Annotated in this window: 17 protein-coding genes; 6 read left to right on the top strand and 11 right to left on the bottom strand. The window is 65.7% G+C overall.

Annotated elements, in window-relative coordinates; translation table 11 throughout:
• Window positions 1–18: 18 nt before the first annotated feature.
• Entirely contained in the window at window positions 19–447 is a 429-nt protein-coding gene (locus CBW24_RS09050; RefSeq protein WP_097373396.1) for a DUF6314 family protein, read from the bottom strand.
• A gap of 76 nt (window positions 448–523) precedes the next feature.
• Between CBW24_RS09050 and purB the strand changes: the two genes are divergently transcribed.
• Window positions 524–1,831, top strand: a complete 1,308-nt coding sequence (gene purB / locus CBW24_RS09055) for an adenylosuccinate lyase (protein ID WP_097373397.1) — start codon at window positions 524–526, stop codon at window positions 1,829–1,831.
• A gap of 83 nt (window positions 1,832–1,914) precedes the next feature.
• Here the strand turns inward: purB and CBW24_RS09060 are convergent, their stop codons facing one another.
• Window positions 1,915–3,717, bottom strand: coding sequence for a serine protease (locus CBW24_RS09060; protein ID WP_198405161.1), 1,803 nt, complete (start codon window positions 3,715–3,717; stop codon window positions 1,915–1,917).
• A 234-nt stretch (window positions 3,718–3,951) separates the two neighbouring features.
• On the opposite strand from CBW24_RS09060, the gene CBW24_RS09065 reads away from it, so the two are divergent.
• The 3 genes from CBW24_RS09065 to CBW24_RS09075 all read left to right on the top strand — a co-directional run bounded on the left by CBW24_RS09065 (window position 3,952) and on the right by CBW24_RS09075 (window position 6,384).
• Window positions 3,952–4,899, top strand: coding sequence for a glycine--tRNA ligase subunit alpha (locus tag CBW24_RS09065; protein WP_097373399.1), 948 nt, complete (start codon window positions 3,952–3,954; stop codon window positions 4,897–4,899).
• Window positions 4,896–5,441, top strand: a complete 546-nt coding sequence (locus CBW24_RS09070; RefSeq protein ID WP_088663751.1) for a DUF6446 family protein — start codon at window positions 4,896–4,898, stop codon at window positions 5,439–5,441. The genes CBW24_RS09065 and CBW24_RS09070 overlap by 4 nt, the downstream gene beginning before the upstream one ends.
• Window positions 5,442–5,538: 97 nt before the next feature.
• Window positions 5,539–6,384, top strand: a complete 846-nt coding sequence (locus tag CBW24_RS09075) for a helix-turn-helix domain-containing protein (protein WP_097373400.1) — start codon at window positions 5,539–5,541, stop codon at window positions 6,382–6,384.
• A 59-nt stretch (window positions 6,385–6,443) separates the two neighbouring features.
• Here the strand turns inward: CBW24_RS09075 and CBW24_RS09080 are convergent, their stop codons facing one another.
• The 6 genes from CBW24_RS09080 to CBW24_RS09105 all read right to left on the bottom strand — a co-directional run bounded on the left by CBW24_RS09080 (window position 6,444) and on the right by CBW24_RS09105 (window position 15,473).
• Entirely contained in the window at window positions 6,444–9,182 is a 2,739-nt protein-coding gene (locus CBW24_RS09080) for an Rne/Rng family ribonuclease (protein WP_097373401.1), read from the bottom strand.
• A 563-nt stretch (window positions 9,183–9,745) separates the two neighbouring features.
• Window positions 9,746–11,038, bottom strand: coding sequence for a GTPase HflX (hflX, locus tag CBW24_RS09085; protein WP_088663748.1), 1,293 nt, complete (start codon window positions 11,036–11,038; stop codon window positions 9,746–9,748).
• A gap of 20 nt (window positions 11,039–11,058) precedes the next feature.
• Window positions 11,059–11,289: an RNA chaperone Hfq gene (hfq, locus tag CBW24_RS09090; protein WP_088663747.1), complete on the bottom strand. Its 231-nt coding sequence runs from the start codon at window positions 11,287–11,289 to the stop codon at window positions 11,059–11,061.
• 158 nt (window positions 11,290–11,447) lie between these two features.
• A complete protein-coding gene (locus CBW24_RS09095; RefSeq protein ID WP_088663746.1) occupies window positions 11,448–12,965 on the bottom strand; it encodes a TrkH family potassium uptake protein in 1,518 nt (505 codons plus the stop codon).
• Window positions 12,966–12,972: 7 nt separating this feature from the next.
• Window positions 12,973–14,349, bottom strand: coding sequence for a Trk system potassium transporter TrkA (gene trkA, locus CBW24_RS09100; protein ID WP_088663745.1), 1,377 nt, complete (start codon window positions 14,347–14,349; stop codon window positions 12,973–12,975).
• A gap of 362 nt (window positions 14,350–14,711) precedes the next feature.
• Entirely contained in the window at window positions 14,712–15,473 is a 762-nt protein-coding gene (locus tag CBW24_RS09105; RefSeq protein WP_088663744.1) for a response regulator, read from the bottom strand.
• A gap of 213 nt (window positions 15,474–15,686) precedes the next feature.
• On the opposite strand from CBW24_RS09105, the gene mce reads away from it, so the two are divergent.
• Complete coding sequence (gene mce, locus CBW24_RS09110; RefSeq protein ID WP_097373402.1) at window positions 15,687–16,091, top strand: methylmalonyl-CoA epimerase; 405 nt, start codon at window positions 15,687–15,689, stop codon at window positions 16,089–16,091.
• Complete coding sequence (locus CBW24_RS09115) at window positions 16,091–16,384, top strand: DUF1467 family protein (RefSeq protein WP_088663742.1); 294 nt, start codon at window positions 16,091–16,093, stop codon at window positions 16,382–16,384. The genes mce and CBW24_RS09115 overlap by 1 nt, the downstream gene beginning before the upstream one ends.
• A gap of 16 nt (window positions 16,385–16,400) precedes the next feature.
• Here the strand turns inward: CBW24_RS09115 and CBW24_RS09120 are convergent, their stop codons facing one another.
• The 3 genes from CBW24_RS09120 to CBW24_RS09130 all read right to left on the bottom strand — a co-directional run bounded on the left by CBW24_RS09120 (window position 16,401) and on the right by CBW24_RS09130 (window position 19,886).
• Window positions 16,401–17,096: an EI24 domain-containing protein gene (locus CBW24_RS09120; protein ID WP_097374183.1), complete on the bottom strand. Its 696-nt coding sequence runs from the start codon at window positions 17,094–17,096 to the stop codon at window positions 16,401–16,403.
• Window positions 17,096–17,674 (bottom strand): nitroreductase family protein, encoded by a 579-nt coding sequence (locus CBW24_RS09125; protein ID WP_097373403.1) that lies wholly within the window; start codon window positions 17,672–17,674, stop codon window positions 17,096–17,098. The genes CBW24_RS09120 and CBW24_RS09125 overlap by 1 nt, the downstream gene beginning before the upstream one ends.
• A gap of 85 nt (window positions 17,675–17,759) precedes the next feature.
• The gene (locus CBW24_RS09130; RefSeq protein ID WP_097373404.1) at window positions 17,760–19,886 is read right to left on the bottom strand and encodes a divergent polysaccharide deacetylase family protein; all 2,127 of its coding nucleotides are present in this window, start codon (window positions 19,884–19,886) and stop codon (window positions 17,760–17,762) included.
• Window positions 19,887–20,012 lie beyond the last annotated feature (126 nt).

Consider the following 20,012-nt stretch of genomic DNA (forward strand, 5'->3'; position numbering starts at 1 on the left):
TGTTTTCTAATGGGCGGGTCAATCTGCGGGGCAGTAGCTGCTGATCATGCGGTAGGATTTGCGCGGACCGCTGACCTGCCATTCGGCCTGCCAGTTTGGCCAGGTCTCGAACGAATAGCTGACGCGGTAGTCATCCGGATCGCACCAATGGGTCGCCCGCGCGGTGTCTGCGGTCACGGCGAATTCGTGAAACGGTCGACCGTCCTCGAACAACACTGCGATCCGCTGATCTATGGCACGCCACAGGTAGCTGCGGCTGGCCTGCATCGGCGCTGCCCCCGGCAGGGACAGCAGCCCAGTTTCGTCATAGCGCAGCCCGCCGCCATCCGGGGTCAGGCGCGCCGTGCCCTCGAACCGGCCGGTGGTGCCTGCGCGGGCATCCTCGATCCGGCGGCTCAGGGTCCATTGCCCGGCAAAGCGCCGCAATACGTCCTCAACCTCAGCCATCCTGTCCCGTGCCTTGCCGCCTGTGCCTACGCAGTCTATGAGAACGGCGCCCGAACCCCAACCGCAAAGGCCGCGCATGATCCCCCGTTATTCCCGCCCCGACATGGTCGCCATCTGGTCGCCCGAAGCCAAATTCCGCATCTGGTACGAGATCGAGGCCCATGCCTGCGATGCGCAGGCCGAGCTGGGCGTGATCCCGAAGGCCAATGCCGAGGCCGTGTGGAAAGCCAAGGATGCCGAGTTCGACGTGGCCCGCATCGACGAGATCGAGGCCGTGACCAAGCATGACGTCATCGCCTTCCTGACCCATCTGGCGGAGCATATCGGCTCCGACGACGCGCGGTTCGTGCATCAGGGGATGACGTCGTCCGACGTGCTCGATACCACGCTGAATGTGCAGCTGGTCCGCGCGGCTGACATCCTGCTGGCCGGGATGGACCGGGTGCTGGAGGCGCTGAAGACCCGCGCGCATGAGCATAAAGACACCGTGCGCATCGGGCGCAGCCACGGCATCCATGCCGAGCCGACCACGATGGGGCTGACCTTTGCCCGGTTCTACGCTGAAATGGCCCGTGGGCGGGCGCGTCTGGTCAATGCCCGCGAGGAGATCGCCACCGGCGCGATTTCCGGGGCGGTCGGCACCTTTGCCAATATCGACCCCTTCGTCGAGGAACATGTCTGCAAGCAGCTGGGCCTGAAGCCGGAGCCGATCTCGACCCAGGTTATCCCGCGCGACCGCCATGCCATGTTCTTTGCCACGCTGGGCGTCATCGCCTCGTCCATCGAGAACATTGCGACCGAAGTGCGCCACATGCAGCGGACCGAGGTTCTGGAAGCGGAAGAGTTCTTCTCCAAGGGGCAGAAGGGTTCGTCAGCGATGCCGCATAAGCGCAATCCGGTCCTGACCGAAAACCTGACCGGCCTTGCCCGTCTGGTGCGCATGTCGGTGATCCCGGCGCTGGAGAATGTGACGCTTTGGCATGAGCGCGACATTTCCCACAGCTCTGTCGAGCGGGCGATTGGCCCCGACACCACCATCACGCTCGACTTCGCGCTGCACCGTCTGGCCGGTGTCGTCGAGAAGCTGGTGATCTACCCCGACAACATGCTCGCCAACATGAACAAGTTCCGCGGTCTGGTTATGTCGCAGCGGGTTCTTCTGGCGCTGACGCAGGCCGGTGTCAGCCGCGAGGACAGCTACCGCCTTGTGCAGCGCAACGCGATGAAGGTCTGGGAGAAAGGTGCCGATTTCAAAACCGAGCTTCTGGCCGATCCCGAAGTGACCGCGGCCCTGAGCCCGGCAGAGATCGAAGAGAAGTTCGACCTTGGCTACCACACCAAGCATGTCGACACGATCTTCAAGCGGGTGTTTGGCGACAGCTGATCCCGCGGGCCTCGGCTGCATTGAAAAAGGCGCGTCCCGCGGGGCGCGCCTTTCTTGTTTGTGCGGTATGGGACCGCGCGCCGTTACCAGCAGCTGACCAGCACCGTCATATCAGCGGCATGGCGCGACAGGGCGGTCGGGGTCAACGTAGCGCCGCCCTCGGCCATGCTGGCGCTGACGCCTGCTTCGGCCAGCAGCGCGGACATGGCATCCGGGCGAGCGGCGAACATGACGTTTTCGGGCAGTTGGCGGTCACTGTCAGCGCGGGCCAGCAGCACACCTGTCACTGCGCCTTCGCTGTCGAACACCGGACCACCCGCATCGCCGGGCAACGTTTCGATCTGCAGCCGCGCGCGGCCTTCGTCGCCATCGAGACCACGCGTCGCGGCCAAGGTGCCGTAGGTCATTACCGGCAGGTCCAGCACGTCCTCGTAGGAGAACCCCGATACGGCAAGTTCCGATTGCAGACGCGGCGTGGCCGTGGCGAAGCGGGCATAGCTGACCGGGCTCATCCGCTGCGACGGCTTCAACACCGCCAGACCCAGCGCATCGTCGCGAGCGACGATCTGTGCATCGTAATCCCCGGCGATGGTCAGACGTTCGCAGCTGTCAAGCAGCTCCGTCACCGTCAGCACCGCGCCGGAGCGGTCCAGATAAACCCCGCTGCGCGACATGGTTGGACGGCGGATTTGCAAGCCCGCCAGCAGATCGATGCGTTCTTCGGGCTCGTCACCGGCGACATCGGCCAACGCGCCGGACCCGGTCGAGCGGAAGCTTTGCTGCATGGTTTCGATCACGCGCTGCATGACCCGGCGGTCTTCGGGCTTCCACACGACGGTGAAGCCTTTGATGCTGCCGCCTTCGGTCCGCGCCCAGGTGTAGCTTTCCAGATCGTCGCCCTGCCCGGTCAGCGTGAAGCTGTCGCCACTGCGGGAGCGCTCCCCCTCGGGCGGGACGATTTCCAGCGTCTGCATCACGTTATACAGCCCGGCCAGCGCGCTGCGCCCGCCGCTTTGGCTGATGAGGATCACGCGAATGCCGCTGTCATCGCGGCTGTCGTAATGTACGAAGGGCGGGGTCACATCGGCAAAGGCCACCTTGTCTGTGGGCATGATCATTTCGATCTGCGCGGCCTCGTCCATCACCGAGGCAAGGCCCAGATCGGCAAACACAGCGCGGTAGTTTTCCAGAAGTTCCTGCCGCTGGGCCGTGGTCAGAACGCCGGTGGGGGTATAGCCCATTGCGGCCTGATAGGCCCCCATCGCATTGCGCGTCCCCGCGCCAAAGGCCCCGTCGATGGCAGAGGCATAGAAGCCTTCCCATTGCAGCGCTTCTTGCAGAGCCATGCGATCCTGCCGGGTGAGATCCCGCTCCGCAGCGCGGGCCTGTTGCGGGGTTTCTTCGATAACCTCGGGAATGGGCGCGGCCTGCTCCGGCGTTGCGGGCGCATCCGCATCCGGCGTGGCCTCATCCAGCGATTGCACGCTGACGGGGGGCGCCGGGCGCGCGCCCAACCCCTGTGCGCCGGCGGGCCAGAACGGCTCCCGGTAAAGGCTGCCATCGGAGACATAGCTGTCCGACGGGATCAGTAGACCCGCGCGCAGATTGCGCAGCTCAGCCGCGGCACCGGCGGCATTGTAGGGGCCGAGCGCGAGCGCATACCAGCCCGACGCCATGCGAAATCCGTTCACATTGGGGAAGGCCCCCGCATAGGCCCGCGCGCGCTGCTCGGCCTCGGCCAAGGTGGGGTGTGCTTCGATCTGAAGCCACACGGCCTCCTGTGCGCGGGCCATGTGCCCCGTCACAGCAGGCAGCAGCAGACTGAGGGCGATCAGTAACACGCGCAGGGCGGCAGGCAGGCGGGTGGCGAATGTCGGCGCGGTCATCTGTCGGACGGTCCTCGAACACAGGGTAAATTCTCGGACCGATGTGACCCGATACGCGCCCGGCTTACACCTGCGCCCCGCATTTTTTGCCACAGCTGTGGCGATCATGCCCTCACGCTTGCGTGAAAGCGCACGCGGCGCGGCCGTTCGACGCCGTTGACCACCCCTGCCCGCTTGCCTATTGGTGCGCCAGATGCACGCGAAGCGCACCGCGCGCAGCAGACGGAGACCCGCATGCCCCAGACTTCCAAGCCCGACACGCCCAAAAGCTTTCAGGAGATCATCCTGCGGCTGCAATCCTATTGGGCCGCGCAGGGCTGCGCCGTGTTGCAGCCCTATGATATGGAGGTCGGCGCCGGCACCTTCCATCCCGCGACCACCCTGCGCGCGCTGGGGTCTACCCCGTGGGCTGCCGCCTATGTGCAGCCGTCGCGCCGCCCCACCGATGGCCGCTATGGCGAAAATCCGAACCGCTTGCAGCATTACTACCAGTATCAGGTTCTGATCAAACCCAGCCCGCCGCAATTGCAGGATCTCTATCTCGGCTCGCTCGCCGCAATCGGGATCGACATGGACCTGCATGACATCCGCTTTGTCGAGGATGATTGGGAGAGCCCGACGCTCGGCGCGTGGGGGCTGGGCTGGGAGGTCTGGTGCGACGGGATGGAAGTCAGCCAGTTCACCTATTTCCAGCAGGTCGGTGGCCATGACTGCGCCCCGGTTTCGGGCGAACTGACCTATGGGTTGGAGCGGCTGGCGATGTATGTTCTGGGCGTCGATCACGTCATGGACATGCCCTATAACGACCCCGCAGCGCCGATTGCGCTCAGCTATGGCGACGTGTTCCGCCAGACCGAAGCCGAATACAGCCGCTGGAATTTTGACGTGGCCGACACGCAGGTTCTGCTGCGGCATTTCGAGGATGCCGAGGCCGAATGCGCTCGCATTCTGGCCGAGCCGTTCGATGATCCGAAAACCGGGCGCCGTATCGTCATGGCGCATCCCGCCTACGATCAGTGCATCAAGGCCAGCCATCTGTTCAATTTGCTCGATGCGCGCGGCGTGATTTCCGTTACCGAACGTCAGGCCTATATCGGGCGCGTGCGCACGCTGGCCAAGGCATGTGCGGACGCATTCGTGCAGACCGAAGCGGGCGGCTGGCAGCCGGAAACCGCAGCATGAGCGGCACGCTCGGCGGGCGCGTCGCGGCGGGCGGCATTGTCGCCGCTGCGCTGGCGGCGGGCGCGGCGCTGTATTATTTTCAGGTCTATTACTATTACGAGGACGTCCCGGCGGATGCCGTGTCCGTCGCCCTGACACCGCAGACCGGCGGCGCGCCTGTCGAAATTCCGACCGGTGAGGTCAGCGCCATCGATGCGGACAGCTCGCCGCTGCGCTATCGGGCGTGCTTCACGACCAATGCGCCGCTCAAACAACTGCGCGAAAGCTATACCGCCTATGACGGCGCCACGCCGCTGGTGTCTCCGGGCTGGTTCGATTGCTATGACGCCGATGCCATCGCCACCGCGCTCGACGAGGGCCGCGCGGAAGCGTTTCTGGGCGAGGCCGACATTCGCTACGGCATCGACATGGTTGTCGTCGTCGCGGAGGACGGGCACGGCTGGGCGTGGCATCAGATCAACCGCTGTGGCGAGGTCGTGTTTGACGGCAAGCCCGCCCCCGAAGGCTGCGCCCCCCCGCCCGAAGGCATCGCGCGCCAGTGATCCGCAGCAGCGGCTGGGCGCAGAACGCGCCAGTTATCTCTTGATTTACGGTTAACGCAGGGTCACCCTTCCGCGATCTGCGATGGGGATGCTGCCAATGACCCAACCACCCACGCTCCGAGCGCCGCCGCGCTCGGCGCTGAAACTCGTGCCGATCACCCGGCTGGCCCAAGGCGGGCGCTGGCGGACCGAGGCGATGCGATCCTATCGTGCGCCGCTCCTGCTGTGGTTCACTCGAGGCCAAGGCCGGATCACCGTCGCCGGAACGACGCGCGGCTATGGGGCGCATAACGCGATCTACATCCCCGCGGGCCTGATGCATGGGTTCGAGATCTCCTCGCAGGTGTTTGGGACCGCTGTATTTTTCGATGACACCACCGCCACGTCCCTGCCTGACGAGCCGTTGCATCTGCGCATTCGTCACGCCCCGGCCCAGGCCGAGGTGACTGGCCTTATCGACGCGCTGCAGCGGGAACTGGACCACGACCGCCCCGCGCGGGATGCGGCACTGCACCATCAGGCGGGGCTGCTTTCGGTGTGGCTTTTGCGGCAGACACAATGGGCGGCGGAGGATAACCCGCCCCCGCCCGACACGCGGTCGCGCGCAGCGCAGCGGTTGGTCAAGCGCTACACCGCGCTTGTTGAAGGGCAGCTATATACCGGACAATCGGTCGGAGATTACGCTGAATTGCTGGGGGTAACGGCGACGCATCTCAGCCGCTGCTGCAACGTGACCTGCAATCGCTCGGCTTCGGATTTGCTGCAGGACCGGCTGACCTACGAGGCGCGGCGGCTGTTGCTTGAAACCCGATTGCCCGTTCGGCAGGTGGCCGAGGTTCTGGGGTTTCGGTCCGCGGCCTATTTCACCCGCGCGTTTCAGCGCCGCACTGGTCAAACCCCGACGCTGTTTCGCAGCAGCAGGTGCGACCGACCCCTTGTCTAACCCCAAACGCAAAACGCCCGGCACGAAGCCGGGCGTTTGCATAAGTGCAGTCCGCAAAATCAGCGGCCGAGCGACCACCAGCCGCGGCGCTTCGGCTTCTTGTCCTCATCCGTATCGTCACCCGCCTCGGCCATTTCATAGGCTTTTTCGGTCGGTGCGGCTTCGGCCTGTTCGGCAGGGCTTTCCAGCTCCACCTGCGCAATTTCCGGTGCGACCGTTTCCGGGTCGATCCGATCCGTCGCGATCACTTCGGTCGGCTGCACCGGTGCAGGTTCGGCGACAGGCTCAGGCGCGACGAACGCGGTCTCAGGCTGCGTTTCGATCTGCTCCGCATCCGGCGTGGCCGCTGCGGGAACCGGGCTGACATCGTTCAGCACCGCTTCTTCGGCGATCACCTCCTGCGAGGTCGCGACGACGGTGTCGGTAGCTGCCTCCTCGGTCCGGGGTTCGGTGTCATTGCCCGCTTCGCTCACCTTCTTGCGCGACCGGGACGACCGGCTGCGGGTGGTGCGCTTGCGCTTGGGCTTGTCTTCCGCATCCCCTTCGGGCGCGGCAGCGGTCACCACGGCAGAGGCATCGCCCGCGGCCACATCCTCGGCGATGGACGCACCGGCGGTGCCGTCTTCGTCGCCTTCGGTGGGTTTCGGCGCGGCTGCCTCAGCCCCGTTGCCGGACGTCTCGTCCGAACGGGCATCCGAATTGCCGTTGTCTTCGCCATTGCCGTTACCGCCCCGACGCCGCCGCCGACGACGACGTTTTTTCTTGGGCTGCGGCTCGTCGCTCGCTTCCGGCGCTTCGCGCGTTTCGGTCGCGTCGTCCTCGCGGGTGTCCTCTTCGGGCTCCTGAACCTCGTCCTCTTCCTCGAAATCGGGCATATCGGACGTGTCGATGGAAATCACGGGCGCGGTCACTTCGGGGACATTGCGGGTCGCCGTCTTGAACTTCTCGACCGTGTAGTCGGGGCTGATCAGATGCGGATCTGCCTCGATCCGGATCGCCATGCCATAGCGCACTTCGATCTGGGCCACATGTTCGCGCTTCTGGTTCATCAGGAAGTTGCAAATGCCGACGGGCGCCTTGATCAGCACCTCGCGGGTGCGGCCACGGGTGCCCTCTTCCTCGATCTGACGCAGAATGTTGAGCCCGAGGCTGTCGTCGGAGCGGAGCAGCCCGGTGCCGTGGCAGGACGGGCACGGCTGCGTCGTCGCTTCCAGCATGCCGGGACGCAGACGCTGACGGCTCATTTCCATCAGGCCAAAGCCGGAAATCCGGCCCACCTGAATGCGGGCGCGATCGGTTTTCAGCTTGTCCTTGAAGCGCTTCTCGACGGCGGCGTTGTTCTTGCGCTCTTCCATGTCGATGAAGTCGATGACGATCAGACCGGCCAAGTCGCGCAGGCGCAACTGGCGTGCGACCTCCTCGGCCGCCTCCAGATTGGTCTTGGTCGCCGTATCCTCGATCGAGCCCTCTTTCGTGGCCCGGCCGGAGTTGACGTCAATCGCCACCAGCGCTTCGGTCACGCCGATCACGATATAGCCGCCGGATTTCAGCTGCACGGTCGGGTTGAACATGGAGCTGAGGTAGCTTTCGACCTGATAGCGGGCGAAAAGCGGCATCTGTTCGGCGTAGTGCTTCACGTTCTTGGAGTGGGACGGCATGATCATTTTCATGAAGTCCTTGGCGACACGGTAGCCTGCTTCGCCCTCGACCAGCACTTCGTCGATCTCACGGTTGTAAAGATCGCGGATCGACCGCTTGATCAGGTTGCCTTCCTCGTAGATCGGCGCGGGCGCGACCGATTTCAGGGTCAGCTCGCGGATCTGTTCCCACATCCGCTTAAGGTATTCGTAATCGCGCTTGATCTCGGTCTTGGTCCGTTTCGCACCAGCGGTGCGCACGATCAGACCCGCGCCCTTCGGCACGTCGATCTCGGAGGCGATTTCCTTGAGCTTCTTGCGGTCGGCGGCGTTCGTGATCTTGCGGCTGATGCCGCCGCCACGGGCGGTGTTGGGCATCAGAACGCAGTAGCGGCCCGCAAGGCTGAGATAGGTGGTCAGCGCCGCGCCTTTGTTGCCGCGCTCTTCCTTGACGACCTGCACCAGCAGGATCTGACGGACCTTGACGACTTCCTGGATCTTGTAGCGGCGCGGACGGGGTTTGCGCGGCTGGCGGATCTCTTCGGTGACGTCCTCATCGGCGACGGATTCGATATCGCTGTCACGCGCGGTGGCGTCCTGCGCGTCGTCCTCGTCATCGCCATGATCGTCGCTGTCGCGAACGTCGGGCGCGCGGGTATCGGCCTCGGGCGTCTGCTCCTGCGCGGCGGCGTCTACCGCATCGACAGCGCCATCTGCATCGGCATCGCCGTCCAGATCGACGACATCCATGCCAGAGATGCCTTCGGAGCCCGTCTCGCGGGTTTCCACGGCATCCTTATCGGCGCTTTTCTGAGCGCGCGAACGCGACCGGCGACGGGGTTTCTTCTCCTCGTCCTCTTCCAGCGATTTGGCGTAGGCGGCCTCTTCGGCCAGCAGCGCTTCGCGATCCGCGACGGGAATCTGGTAATAATCGGGGTGGATTTCCGAAAAGGCGAGGAAGCCGTGGCGATTGCCGCCGTAATCCACGAATGCCGCCTGCAGCGACGGCTCGACGCGCGTTACCTTGGCGAGATAGATATTGCCGGCAAGCTGCCGTTTGTTGACGGTTTCAAAATCGAATTCCTCGACCTTGTTTCCGTCCACCACCACAACGCGGGTTTCTTCCGCGTGGGTGGCATCGATAAGCATTTTCTTGGCCATTGGGTCTTTCTGCACCGCGGATCGGCCCGCGAACCGGAGGAAACCCCCGGCGGCGCGAGATGATGATGCGGTGTTTCGGTTGGGGCGGGAACGGGGGGCAACAGGGCAACGGCAGGTGCGAAACACCCGGCTTTCCTCTGCTCATATCCTCCAGCGCGTTCCATCGCGGTTTGTCTCCGATACGGGTCATCCCTGCTGTGCAGGCTGCCGCATCCGTTTTTGCTGCCCGTTCCCCTGTCAGCAGATGGCTGCAACGGACGGGCGGATTGGCCCCTCGGGGCCGGCACCTCTGTCCGCGCGGGCCGGGGTTTCGGCCTCTCGCCCACGGGCGGACAGTGAATCTTCAGCGGTCCGGGCGAAACGCGCCCACGGGGACCGTAACTGTGACCATACTGGCAAGCATGGCACAATGACAATGGAGAAAAGGTGAAGCGCGCTCCGCGCCAGCACCCGGAGGGGGCGGGGCGCCTACGAAAAACGCGCCCCGACAAAGGGCGCGTTTGATCTCGGCGGACATGGCGGACAGGTCAGGCTTCAGCCATGCGCAGGACGGGATGTGCCGCCTAGAGCCGCCCGTAAGCCGCGCGCTGGCGGGCCGTCCATTCGACATCGAGTGACCAGCCGTCTTCGTCCTGACGCTCTTCGGTCACGACCTGCTGGTCGAACAGCCACGCCCGGCGGCGGCCCTCGTCAAAGCCCACGCGCAGGGTTTCCGCCCCGCGCACGCCATCGAGCGCCTCGGTCACGACATGCACCAGATCGCTGACCCCGTGGCCCGAAAGAGCCGAGATCGCCATCACGTCATCGCTGCGCGCGGCAATGGTCTCCGTCGCCTCGCGCGCCGCGTCGTCCATGCGGTCCAGCTTGTTCCAGACCTCGATCAGCGGGGTTTCCTCGGACACGCCGAGGGTGTTCATGATCGCGACCACATCCTGCTTCTGCGCTTCGGTCTCCCCGTGGGAAATGTCGCGCACATGCAAGATCAGATCGGCCTCCAGCACCTCCTCCAGCGTGGCGCGGAACGCCGCCACCAGCTGTGTCGGAAGATCGGAGATGAAGCCCACCGTGTCCGACAGGATAATCTTTTGCCCGGTTTCCAGCGTGACCCCGCGCATGGTGGGGTCCAGCGTGGCAAATAGCATATCCTTTGCCAGCACATCCGCCCCGGTCAGGCGATTGAACAGCGTCGATTTACCGGCGTTGGTATAGCCCACCAGCGCCACGACGGGGAACGGCACCTTTGCGCGGGATGCGCGGTGCAGGGCACGGGTGCGGGTGACCTTTTCCAGCTGACGCCGGATGCGGGTGATCGCCTCGTCGATCGCGCGGCGGTCGGCCTCGATCTGGGTTTCCCCCGGACCGCCGACAAATCCCAGCCCGCCGCGCTGCCGCTCAAGGTGGGTCCACGCGCGCACCAGCCGCGTCCGCTGATAGCTCAGCGCCGCCAATTCGACCTGCAACACACCCTCGCGGGTTCGGGCACGGTCGGCAAAGATCTCAAGGATCAGGCCGGTCCGGTCAAGGATCTTGACCTTCCATTCCTTTTCCAGATTGCGCTGCTGCACCGGGCTGACCGGCCCGTCGATGAGGACCAGCTCCACATCGGCGGCCTTGATGCGCAGCCGAAGCTCTTCCATCTTGCCGGTGCCGAACAAGTGCCCCGGATGAACCGTGCGCAAAGGCACGACCTCCGCGCCCTCGACGCTCAACCCCGGCAGGGCAGCGGCCAGCGATACAGCTTCTTCGAGCGCCGGCCCCGAGGGACGACGGTCGCGATTGTTCATGATCTCAGGATGCAACACGAACGCACGGGTATCTTCCCCGTCCGGTCCGCCTGCTCCCTCATCGGTGCTCATAGAGAGTGTCAGGGAATGCCTCAGTCCTCGCCGTCGTGCAGATTGATCGGCTGCGACGGCATTATGGTCGAAATCGCGTGTTTGTAGACCAGCTGCGACTGGCCGTCACGACGCAAAAGCACGCAGAAATTGTCAAACCAAGTGATGACGCCCTGCAGCTTCACCCCGTTGATCAGAAAAATTGTCACCGGAACCTTCGTCTTCCGGACATGGTTCAGGAATGCGTCCTGAAGGTTCTGTTTGTCGGCCATGTTTTCTTGCCTATATTGTCCCGTCTTTTCCGTCCTTTGGCCGCCGATGGGAATGGCGGGCGGACATGCGTCGCAATACTATGGATTGCATGATGCGGAGATTCCAGCCCCTCCGAAGCGGATTGTCGCGCAATTTCGCAAAACGCGGCCCCGCGGGCTCAGTTCCGCCAGAATTCCGGGTTCAGAAGCGCGATGATGGCCAGCGTCTCCAACCGGCCCAGCACCATGGCCACGCTCAGGATCGCGCGGCCATAGCCCGACAGGTCCGCATAATCGAGCGGCGCCTCGCCCACCACCTGCGCCAAGGGGCCGGTCGTGGACAATGCGGCGACGGTCATCACCATCGATTGCTCGAATGTCATGCCCGATAGGGCCAGCAGGTTCGACACCGCGAAAATCGACAGCGCGAACAACATGAAGAAAATCCACGCCACCTGCGCGCCCTGCCGCCGGATGCGCCGCTCCATCGCGCCGGAGCCGCCGACGGAGTTCGGATGGACCAATTTGTCGAGTTCGCGCAGCCCGTGTTTGTAAAGCGCATAGACCCGCAGCAGCTTGACCCCGCCCGCCGTGGTGGCAACGCCGCCGCCGACCAGCGCCAGCCCCAGCAGCACCAGACCCGGCGCCTGCAGGCCCGACCACGCCCGCGCGACTTCCCATTCCGAGGAGGCAAAGCCCGTGGTGGTCAGGAACGACCAGACCGTAAAAATCGCACCCCACAGCGCCCGGATCGCCGACAGCACGTCGGCCTCTTCGTCCACCTCGTAGGCGCCGACCCAATGCCGCAGAAACAGGATCGCGGGCACGACCGCCAGACAGGCCAGCCCCATCCGCATCTGCGGATCGCGTCGCAGCCGCCGCCAGCGGTCGCGATGAAATTCCACCGCAAAGGTCTGCCGGGAGATCGCAAAGACAAAGAACACGACCATCAGCATCTCGCCGCGCAGCCCCGCGCCGGAGCCGTCCGGGCCGCCGATGGGACTGATGCCGCTGGTCGACATCACCGCCATCGCATGGGTGAAGGCGATGAACGGATCGTCGCCAAGGATCGTCAGCCCGATCCACAGCACCCCGGTCAGCCCGGTATAGATCGGCAGCAATCGCGCGCCGTAGCGGGCCAGCCGTTCGCGCGGATCGCCGACGAAGCGGGAGCTTTGGTCAAACCGCACCCCCTGCCCCACGCCGCCGCCCGACAGCACCTCGAACCCGCCAAGGTTCATCGGCGCAAGGATCGCGATCGCCGTCACCCACAGAAAATAGCCGCCCATCCACGCCACCAGTCCGCGCCACAGATGCAGGGTGGAGGGCAGCCGGTCCGGCTCGAACAGCGTCGCGCCCGTGGTGGTGATCGAACTCACCATTTCAAACCACGCGTCGTTGAATGGAACGGTGTCCAGCGCCTCGTAAAACGGCACCGCCAGCAGCAGCGGCAGCACCGAAAACGTCGCCAGAAGCGCGATCAGGTGCGACCGGGCCAGACTGCGCGGCGTGTGGCTGATCGTGGCGATGGACAGCAGCACGAACAGGATCGTGGTCAGCATCCCCGAATAGGTAAAAGCCCGCGCCGACAGCCAGTCGCGCACCGCCACCGCGTGGAACACCGGCACGAACATCATCACGCCTGCGATCCCGATCAGGATGACGATCAACGGCAGGTCGAGCAGGCGGCGGATCATGGCGGGCTCAGAAGAAATCGATGGAGACCTGCAACAGGCGCTCCACTTCGGGCACGTCGTCGGCCATGGCAAAGATCACGATGACATCGCCCTCGGTGATCCGGGTGCTGCCCACCGGCTTGATCACCTTGGTGCCGCTACGCACCGCGCCGACCAACACGCCTTCGGGGAAATCGATGTCGCGGATCATCCGCCCGGCAATGGGCGAGGTCGACAGCACCTGTGCCTCGATCACCTCGGCCTCCGCATCCCCGATCGAATAGACGCCGCGCACCCGGCCATGCCGGATATGACGCAGGATCGAACTGACGGTGGTGGCGCGGGGGTTGATATAGGCGTCGATGTCGAGCGGCGACATCAACGGCGTCAGAGTTGGATCGTTGACAAGGCAGATGGTCATCGGGTTGCCGGCGGTCTTGGCCCGCACGGCGGCAAGCAGATTGACCTTATCGTCATCGGTCACGCATAGAACGGCATCGGCGCGGTCGGCATTGGCCTCGGTCAGCAGGTTCATGTCGAGCCCGTCGCCATGCAGCACGATGGTCCGTTCCAACGCGTCGGCGGCACGCTCGGCCACCGCGCGGTTCCGCTCGATCACCTTGGCGCGGACCCGATGGGCGCGGGTTTCCAGCGCGCGCGCCACAGCCAGCCCGACATTGCCGCCGCCGATAATGACGATGCGCTCCTGCTTGCGGCTCTGCTTGCCAAAGATCTCAAGCGCCCGGCTCACATCCGCCACATGGGAGCAGAAATAGATCTGATCCCCGGCGAAAAGCTGATCGCCCGCGTCGGGCGCAAAAAGTGTCCCGTTGCGCCGCACCCCGACGACGATACAGCGCAGGGTCGAAAACAGGTCGGTCAATTGCCGCAGCGGCGTGTTCAGCACCGGGCAATCGGCGTCCAGCGCGATGCCCAGAAGCTGCGCCTGACCGTCGAGAAAGCTTTCGGTGTCAAACGCGGCGGGCGCGGCAAGCCGTTGCAGCGCGGCCTCGGCCACCTCCCGCTCCGGGCTGATGACCACGTCGATGGGCATGTGATCGCGGCGGTAAAGATCGGAATAAATCGCATCGAGGTAGGATTGCGACCGCAGCCGCGCGACCTTGCGCGGGACGGCGAAGACCGAATGCGCCACCTGACAGGTCACCATGTTGACCTCGTCCGAATGGGTGGCGGCGATGATCATGTCGGCGTCACGCGCACCGGCGCTGTCCAGCACATCGGGATAGGAGGCATGCCCGGCGATGCCCTGCACGTCGAGCGTATCGGTGGCGCGCCGGATCAGTTCGGGGTTGTTGTCGACGACTGTGACGTCGTTGCGCTCCCCGGACAGGTGCCGCGCGATCTGCCAGCCGACCTGACCGGCGCCGCAGATGATGATTTTCATGGGGCGCCCCCGGGGCTGTTGGCGATTGCGACAGGGATGGCAGAACCCTGCAGGAGCGTCAACGGCCCGCCGCCACTCGGCCTTCTCCCCAAATCACCGCTCGTTCACGGCCAATCTGACCGCCCGCCGTGCCCGGACAAGCCAGCGACAAGCGGCATCCTCTGGCCCGCAGAGGCCCAGCTGTCACAGTCAGCCCTTGGCCTACGCCGCTTGGCCCTCCCCCCATATCACCCTCCGTTCACGGCCCGTATTCCCGCGCGCCGTGCAGGGAAAGGCCTGCGACCAGCAGCATCCTCCGGCCCGCAGAAGCTTAGCTATCACCATCACCCCAAGGCGCGCTGCCGCCGCTTTCGCCGGATGGGTCAGATCATCGCGGCAGCCTCGATCCGGGCGTCGACCAGCCTGCGGACCTGAGCCACGACGCGGTCGACCTCGCCACCCCCGCGATCGCTGACCCGGGCGAGAGACTGCGCCGCGCGCGCCAGATCCGCATCCTCCGCGCTAAAGGCCAGACTGCCGAGAAACTGCGCAAGGTAGTGCAACGGCGTGTCGGGCGGCTCCCCATGATCGGAGGTCAGATGCCTGCGGCGCAGCTCCTCCGCAACGTGGGCGAAATCGTCGCGCAGCGCGATGCGGTCAGGGCAGACCTCCTCCATCGGGATCGCGCGCAGCCCGCCGGTGGGCAGACAGTTTTCGCGTTCCTCCGGTGGCATCGCGGCAATGACCTGCTGCTGAAAGGCGGCGAGATTGGCGAAGGGTTTGAGCAGAAACCCATCCGCGCCTGCGGCCCGCGCGCCCTGCTCCGCCTCGATCCGCCCGGAGGTCGCTAGGATCACCGGCACCCGTGGCACCGACTGGGCCAGTTCCGCGATCAGATCGGCCCCGTCCCCGTCCGGCAGGCCGATATCGATGATGACGACGGTCGGGCGGTAAACCTGCAAATGACGCCGGGCGGATTGCAGGCAATCGGCGCGACGGATGCGCGCGCCCGATCTCAGCGTCAGCAGCCGCACGGCTTCGCAGGCGAAGCGGCTGTCTTCGACCACCAGCACGGTCATGCCGAGCAAGGGCCGCCCTGGCATGGGTTTACGCTGTGCCATCATATCGGTCAGATTGTCCGCCATGCGAATGCTCCTGTCAGTGGTGAAGGCCGCCCCGGTATCGAAGCTGCGGACAGTAGAGCGCCTGATCTGCTAATTTTAAGTAAACCGACCGCAATTCCCTGCGCCGGGCCTCTCGCGCCCGCTCAGCGTGGCCCCCCGCGTCCTTTCGGACCATTGCGGCGCGCGGGCGATGCCGCTAGCGAGGAGCGAAATCGCCTGTCGAGGAGTGTTCCCATGATTGGACGTCTGAACCATGTCGCCATCGCGGTGCCGGATCTTGATGCCGCTGCCGCGCAATACCGCGATACGCTGGGTGCGCAGGTGGGCGCGCCGCAGGATGAGCCGGACCACGGCGTCACCGTGATCTTTATCGAATTGCCCAACACCAAGATCGAATTGCTGCATCCGCTGGGGGAAAACTCCCCCATTACCGGGTTTTTGGAAAAAAACCCCGCAGGCGGCATCCATCATATCTGCTACGAGGTCGATGACATCCTTGCCGCGCGCGACCGTCTTGTGACCGCAGGCGCGCGGGTGCTGGGCGATGGCACGCCCAAGATCGGTGCCCATGGCAAGCCGGTGCTGTTCCTGCACCCCAAGGATTTCAACGGCACGCTGGTCGAACTGGAGCAGGTGTAATGGGTATTACGTCCGCGCTGGTCCTGCTGGCGATCACATGGTTCATGGTGTTGCTGATTATCCTACCGCTGCGCAACACGTCGCAGGGGGAGGCCGGACGCATCGTGCCGGGCACCCATGCCTCCGCGCCCGATGATTTCCGCGCCGGTCGCAAGGCGTGGATCACAACACTGATCGCCGTGCCGATCTGGCTCGTGCTGGTCGCCGTGATCCTGTCCGGCTGGATCACGCTGGACGATATCGACATTTTTGATCGTTACGCGCCGGACCGCTACGACCACAGCGACCGCTGAGCAAACGGGCGTGGGGTCAGCCCCCGCTCCGCTCCAGCCGGTGGAACATGTGGGTGAAGGTCGCCGCGCCGAGGATCGGCACGAACAGGTTCACCAGCGGGATCGACAGCGGCGCCGCCATCAAGAACCCGGCGATCCAGATCCGCGCGCGATGCCGTTTGCGCGCGGCCAGCGCCCCGGCCCGTCCCAGACGGCGCATCGCGACCATCTGGAAATATTCCCGGCCCAGCAGATACCCGTTCACCGCCCAGAACAGGAGCGGGCCGAACGGGCCGACGATGAAATAAAGCCCCAGCGCCACGATATTGACGGCGATCATCAGCCCCAGAAACCCGGCGCTGTCAGCGAGCATATCGCGCCATGATATCCGCGGAACCGGCGGCAAATGCGGATAATGGCGAGCTTCGACCGCTTCGGCCACGTCATCGAGAAAGAACCCGGTGAAGGCCGAGGCCACTGGCACCATCAAAAACACGCTCAGCGCCAGCACCAGCAAAACAGATGCCGCGGACGCCACCGAGTCGAGCCATGTGATCTGCACCCCGATAAACGGCAGCGTCACGGTTTCCGGGATGAACAGGTTGGCCCCGGCGGCGAACAGCACGCAGACCGCCACCAGCAGGCCCACGGTCAGGGCAAGCCCCAACAGCAGCACCCGCAGGAAGCGACGGTCAAACAGCTGGCTGACCGCCTTGGCGAAATCATTCAGGATCACGCGTCGATCCATGTGGTGATGGCCGAGATATCCGGGCGCGGGCGTTCCGGCGGAGCGGAGTTTTCAGTGCCGACATGAATGATTCCGGCGACGATCTCGCCTTCTTTCAGGCCATAGGCCGCCTCGGCAAAGGGGCGGTCATGCGCGACCCAGCCGGTCAGCCAGTTCGCGCCCCAACCCGACGCAAGCGCGGCGTTCAGCAGGCCAAGGCAGACCGCGCCCGAGGACAGGATTTGTTCGATCCACGGCACTTTCGGATGCTCCACCGGCGCCGCGATGACGACGATGGCCAGCGGCGATTGCGCGAATTGGCCGACGCCCTTGTCGATCTGCACAGCCTCCAGCCCCGCCTCGGCACCACGGGTCGCGGCAAGCTCGGCCAGACGATCCAGCGCGGGACGCTCCAGCACGACAAAGCGCCACGGTTCCAGCTTACCATGATCGGGGCAGCGGGCGGCGGCGGCGAGGATCGGCCCCAGTTCGGCCCGATCGGGCGCCGGACCGGACAGCGTCTTGGCCGGGCGGGACCGGCGGTTGAGCAGGAATTCAAGCGCGGAAGGATTGGGATCGGGCATCTGAACCTCGGGTTGTTGCCCGCTCAGATCTGGGGGATTTGGCGGCGGGGTGCAAGGCCATGCCCCGCACTCCGCCCCGGTCTGCTCAGCCGTCCGATGCCGAATCGCCTGCGTCCGCGTCCGCGTCGCTCTCCGGCGCCGCATTCAGGATCGCGGAGACGGGCGCCAGCGCCACGTCCTCGGCGCGGGCCCCATCGGACCAGCCCATCAGGGCCGTCAGCGTATCGGGATAGGTGCGCCCGATCATAATCACCGAGCCGGTCTTAATCGCCTCGAACGCGGCGCGGTCCATATAGCGCTCGATCAGCGGGGCATCCTCGCGCGCATCATCAAGCGCGCGAAAGATCAGCGCGGCGGGCACGTTCTGCGCCTCCGCCTCGCGCAGGGCGCCGTTCAGGCCGCGATCCCACAGCACCATCCCCTGCCCGTCCCGTCCCGCGATCAACGCGGCATCCTGCGCGGCGATGCGGCTGGTGCCAAACCCTCCGGCATCCGGTTCGAGCAGCGCCACGACGCCTTCGACCCCCGCCAGACGATCCCCCAGCGCGCCCGCGACATCGCGACCCAGCAACAGCACCTCATGGCCCTGCGCGCGGTAGGCCGCCACCCGCAGCGCCAGATCGTCCCGCGCGGGATCGACCGCGACGCTGACGGTGAAGGGCAGATTGGCCAGACCCTCCGGCCCCATTCCGCCGGGCACATCGATCAGCACGACCGACAGCAACGGCAATTGTAACGGATTGGAAAACGGCATCGCATAGCGGATCAGCGCGGGCAGCGTGTCAGAACTCAGGCTCGACATCGACGCGGCTTCGGTCTCATCAGCGGGAAGATCCGTCGGCAGCGCGTCGGCGGCGGCGGCCTCCTGCGAGGCGGGCTCCGCGCCGATGGTCGGCAGACGCCCGGTGATGACGCCTGCGACCGGCGCGCTTTCGTCCTCACGCAGCAACTGGTCCGTGACGATGCGCGGGCGATCAGCGTCGCTGGTCGCGGGATCGAGTTGATCGCCGGAGATGCCGGGCACGGTTTCGGGCGACACCTCGAACAGCCGCGTCGGCGCAGCCGGCGCCACCGGCGCGCCGGTCAGCGGATCCAGTTGCGGGGTGCGCGCGCTTGGGTCTGTGTCGCCGGGCTGTATCGCGACCGGGTCCAGCGTGCCGGGCGCGGGCCCTGCATCGGCCTGCGTGCCCGCGACGGGAAACGCCTGTATTGGTTGGATCGGCCCCAGCGGCGCGCCCTGCACCATGTCAGCGGTGCGACTGTCGAGAATGCCGCTTTCGCTGGCACTGGGCACGGGCTGCATCGGGGCGGCGGCGCCGACCATGCGCGCGTTGACGGATGCGCTGACCTGCGGCGCGGCGCTGTCCGTGGCGACCTGCGGTGCCGCATCGCGGCCACCCACCGGCGCAGTGGTCACAGCGCTGTTGGCGGTGGCGGGTGTTTCGGCAGGGGGCAGCGGCGCGGCGGGATCGGTGTCCGGCACCATCCCATCGCGGGTGATTTCGACCGGACCCGTGCCCAGCGGCGCGGGATCGGCCTGCATCGCGGCCTGCGGCGCGTCGACGCCCTCGGTTTCGTCGGCGGGCTGTTCCAGCCCGCGTCCCGGAGCGGTCAGCATCTGCGGCGACACCGGCGGCGCGGTGTCGGGCTGCGGCGTGGCCGTGGGCGCAGCGGAGCGCGGCAATCCCGCAGGGCTGCCCGCCGCGCTTGCGGGCGCGCCGTCGATCCCCGGCAAGGCGGGCGTCACATCAGGGCGCGCGCGGGCGAATTCCGAACCGGCGGGCAAATCGATCCCCGGCGCGACCTGCGGATCGACGCGGGTTTTCTGACGCTCGATACCTTCAGGCGCGCGGGGGGTAACCTCCCCCGCCGGGGCCTCCAGCCCGATGCGGGGCTCGGATGCGCCGTTACCGGCGGCGGATGGCACAGAAGTGCCGTCATCCACCGCGCTGGACTGATCGCGCGGATCGGGTTGCGCGGGCGTGGGAACGGGGTCCGCACCGGCTTCGGGCAGGGGCGCGATGACGCCATCACCCTCAGCGGCGGGGGAGCCTGCGTCAGGCAGATCGCCCACCTCCGCCCCGCGCGGCGCGGGGCGCAGCGCGCCATCCTCGACCACCACCGGCAAAGGCGACAGCAGCGATACGTTGATCAACACCACGATGCTGACCAAACCGCCCCAGATCACCCCGATCAGAATACCGCGCCCCATATGGACCCCCTGCTCTGTCCGTGCCGCCCGTCTGCCGGGCGCGCGACGGACGCCTGCGCATTACCTCGTGGCATCCGGTCTTCGCCGGGTTCGACCCTATGGTGGCCTTGACCCCGGCGGACGCCT

This window comes from Pacificitalea manganoxidans (genome assembly GCF_002504165.1).
Classification (GTDB): Bacteria; Pseudomonadota; Alphaproteobacteria; order Rhodobacterales; family Rhodobacteraceae; genus Pacificitalea; species Pacificitalea manganoxidans.

What these genes read in the sequence shown, in the direction of transcription:
- purB (WP_097373397.1), top strand. Translation starts at nt 524, where the DNA reads ATGATCCCCCGTTATTCCCGCCCCGACATGGTCGCCATCTGGTCGCCC.
- CBW24_RS09105 (WP_088663744.1), bottom strand. Translation starts at nt 15,473, where the DNA reads ATGGCGGACAATCTGACCGATATGATGGCACAGCGTAAACCCATGCCA.
- CBW24_RS09075 (WP_097373400.1), top strand. Translation starts at nt 5,539, where the DNA reads ATGACCCAACCACCCACGCTCCGAGCGCCGCCGCGCTCGGCGCTGAAA.
- CBW24_RS09065 (WP_097373399.1), top strand. Translation starts at nt 3,952, where the DNA reads ATGCCCCAGACTTCCAAGCCCGACACGCCCAAAAGCTTTCAGGAGATC.
- trkA (WP_088663745.1), bottom strand. Translation starts at nt 14,349, where the DNA reads ATGAAAATCATCATCTGCGGCGCCGGTCAGGTCGGCTGGCAGATCGCG.
- CBW24_RS09060 (WP_198405161.1), bottom strand. Translation starts at nt 3,717, where the DNA reads ATGACCGCGCCGACATTCGCCACCCGCCTGCCTGCCGCCCTGCGCGTG.
- CBW24_RS09050 (WP_097373396.1), bottom strand. Translation starts at nt 447, where the DNA reads ATGGCTGAGGTTGAGGACGTATTGCGGCGCTTTGCCGGGCAATGGACC.
- CBW24_RS09095 (WP_088663746.1), bottom strand. Translation starts at nt 12,965, where the DNA reads ATGATCCGCCGCCTGCTCGACCTGCCGTTGATCGTCATCCTGATCGGG.
- hflX (WP_088663748.1), bottom strand. Translation starts at nt 11,038, where the DNA reads ATGAGCACCGATGAGGGAGCAGGCGGACCGGACGGGGAAGATACCCGT.
- CBW24_RS09070 (WP_088663751.1), top strand. Translation starts at nt 4,896, where the DNA reads ATGAGCGGCACGCTCGGCGGGCGCGTCGCGGCGGGCGGCATTGTCGCC.
- CBW24_RS09125 (WP_097373403.1), bottom strand. Translation starts at nt 17,674, where the DNA reads ATGCCCGATCCCAATCCTTCCGCGCTTGAATTCCTGCTCAACCGCCGG.
- mce (WP_097373402.1), top strand. Translation starts at nt 15,687, where the DNA reads ATGATTGGACGTCTGAACCATGTCGCCATCGCGGTGCCGGATCTTGAT.
- CBW24_RS09115 (WP_088663742.1), top strand. Translation starts at nt 16,091, where the DNA reads ATGGGTATTACGTCCGCGCTGGTCCTGCTGGCGATCACATGGTTCATG.
- CBW24_RS09130 (WP_097373404.1), bottom strand. Translation starts at nt 19,886, where the DNA reads ATGGGGCGCGGTATTCTGATCGGGGTGATCTGGGGCGGTTTGGTCAGC.
- hfq (WP_088663747.1), bottom strand. Translation starts at nt 11,289, where the DNA reads ATGGCCGACAAACAGAACCTTCAGGACGCATTCCTGAACCATGTCCGG.
- CBW24_RS09080 (WP_097373401.1), bottom strand. Translation starts at nt 9,182, where the DNA reads ATGGCCAAGAAAATGCTTATCGATGCCACCCACGCGGAAGAAACCCGC.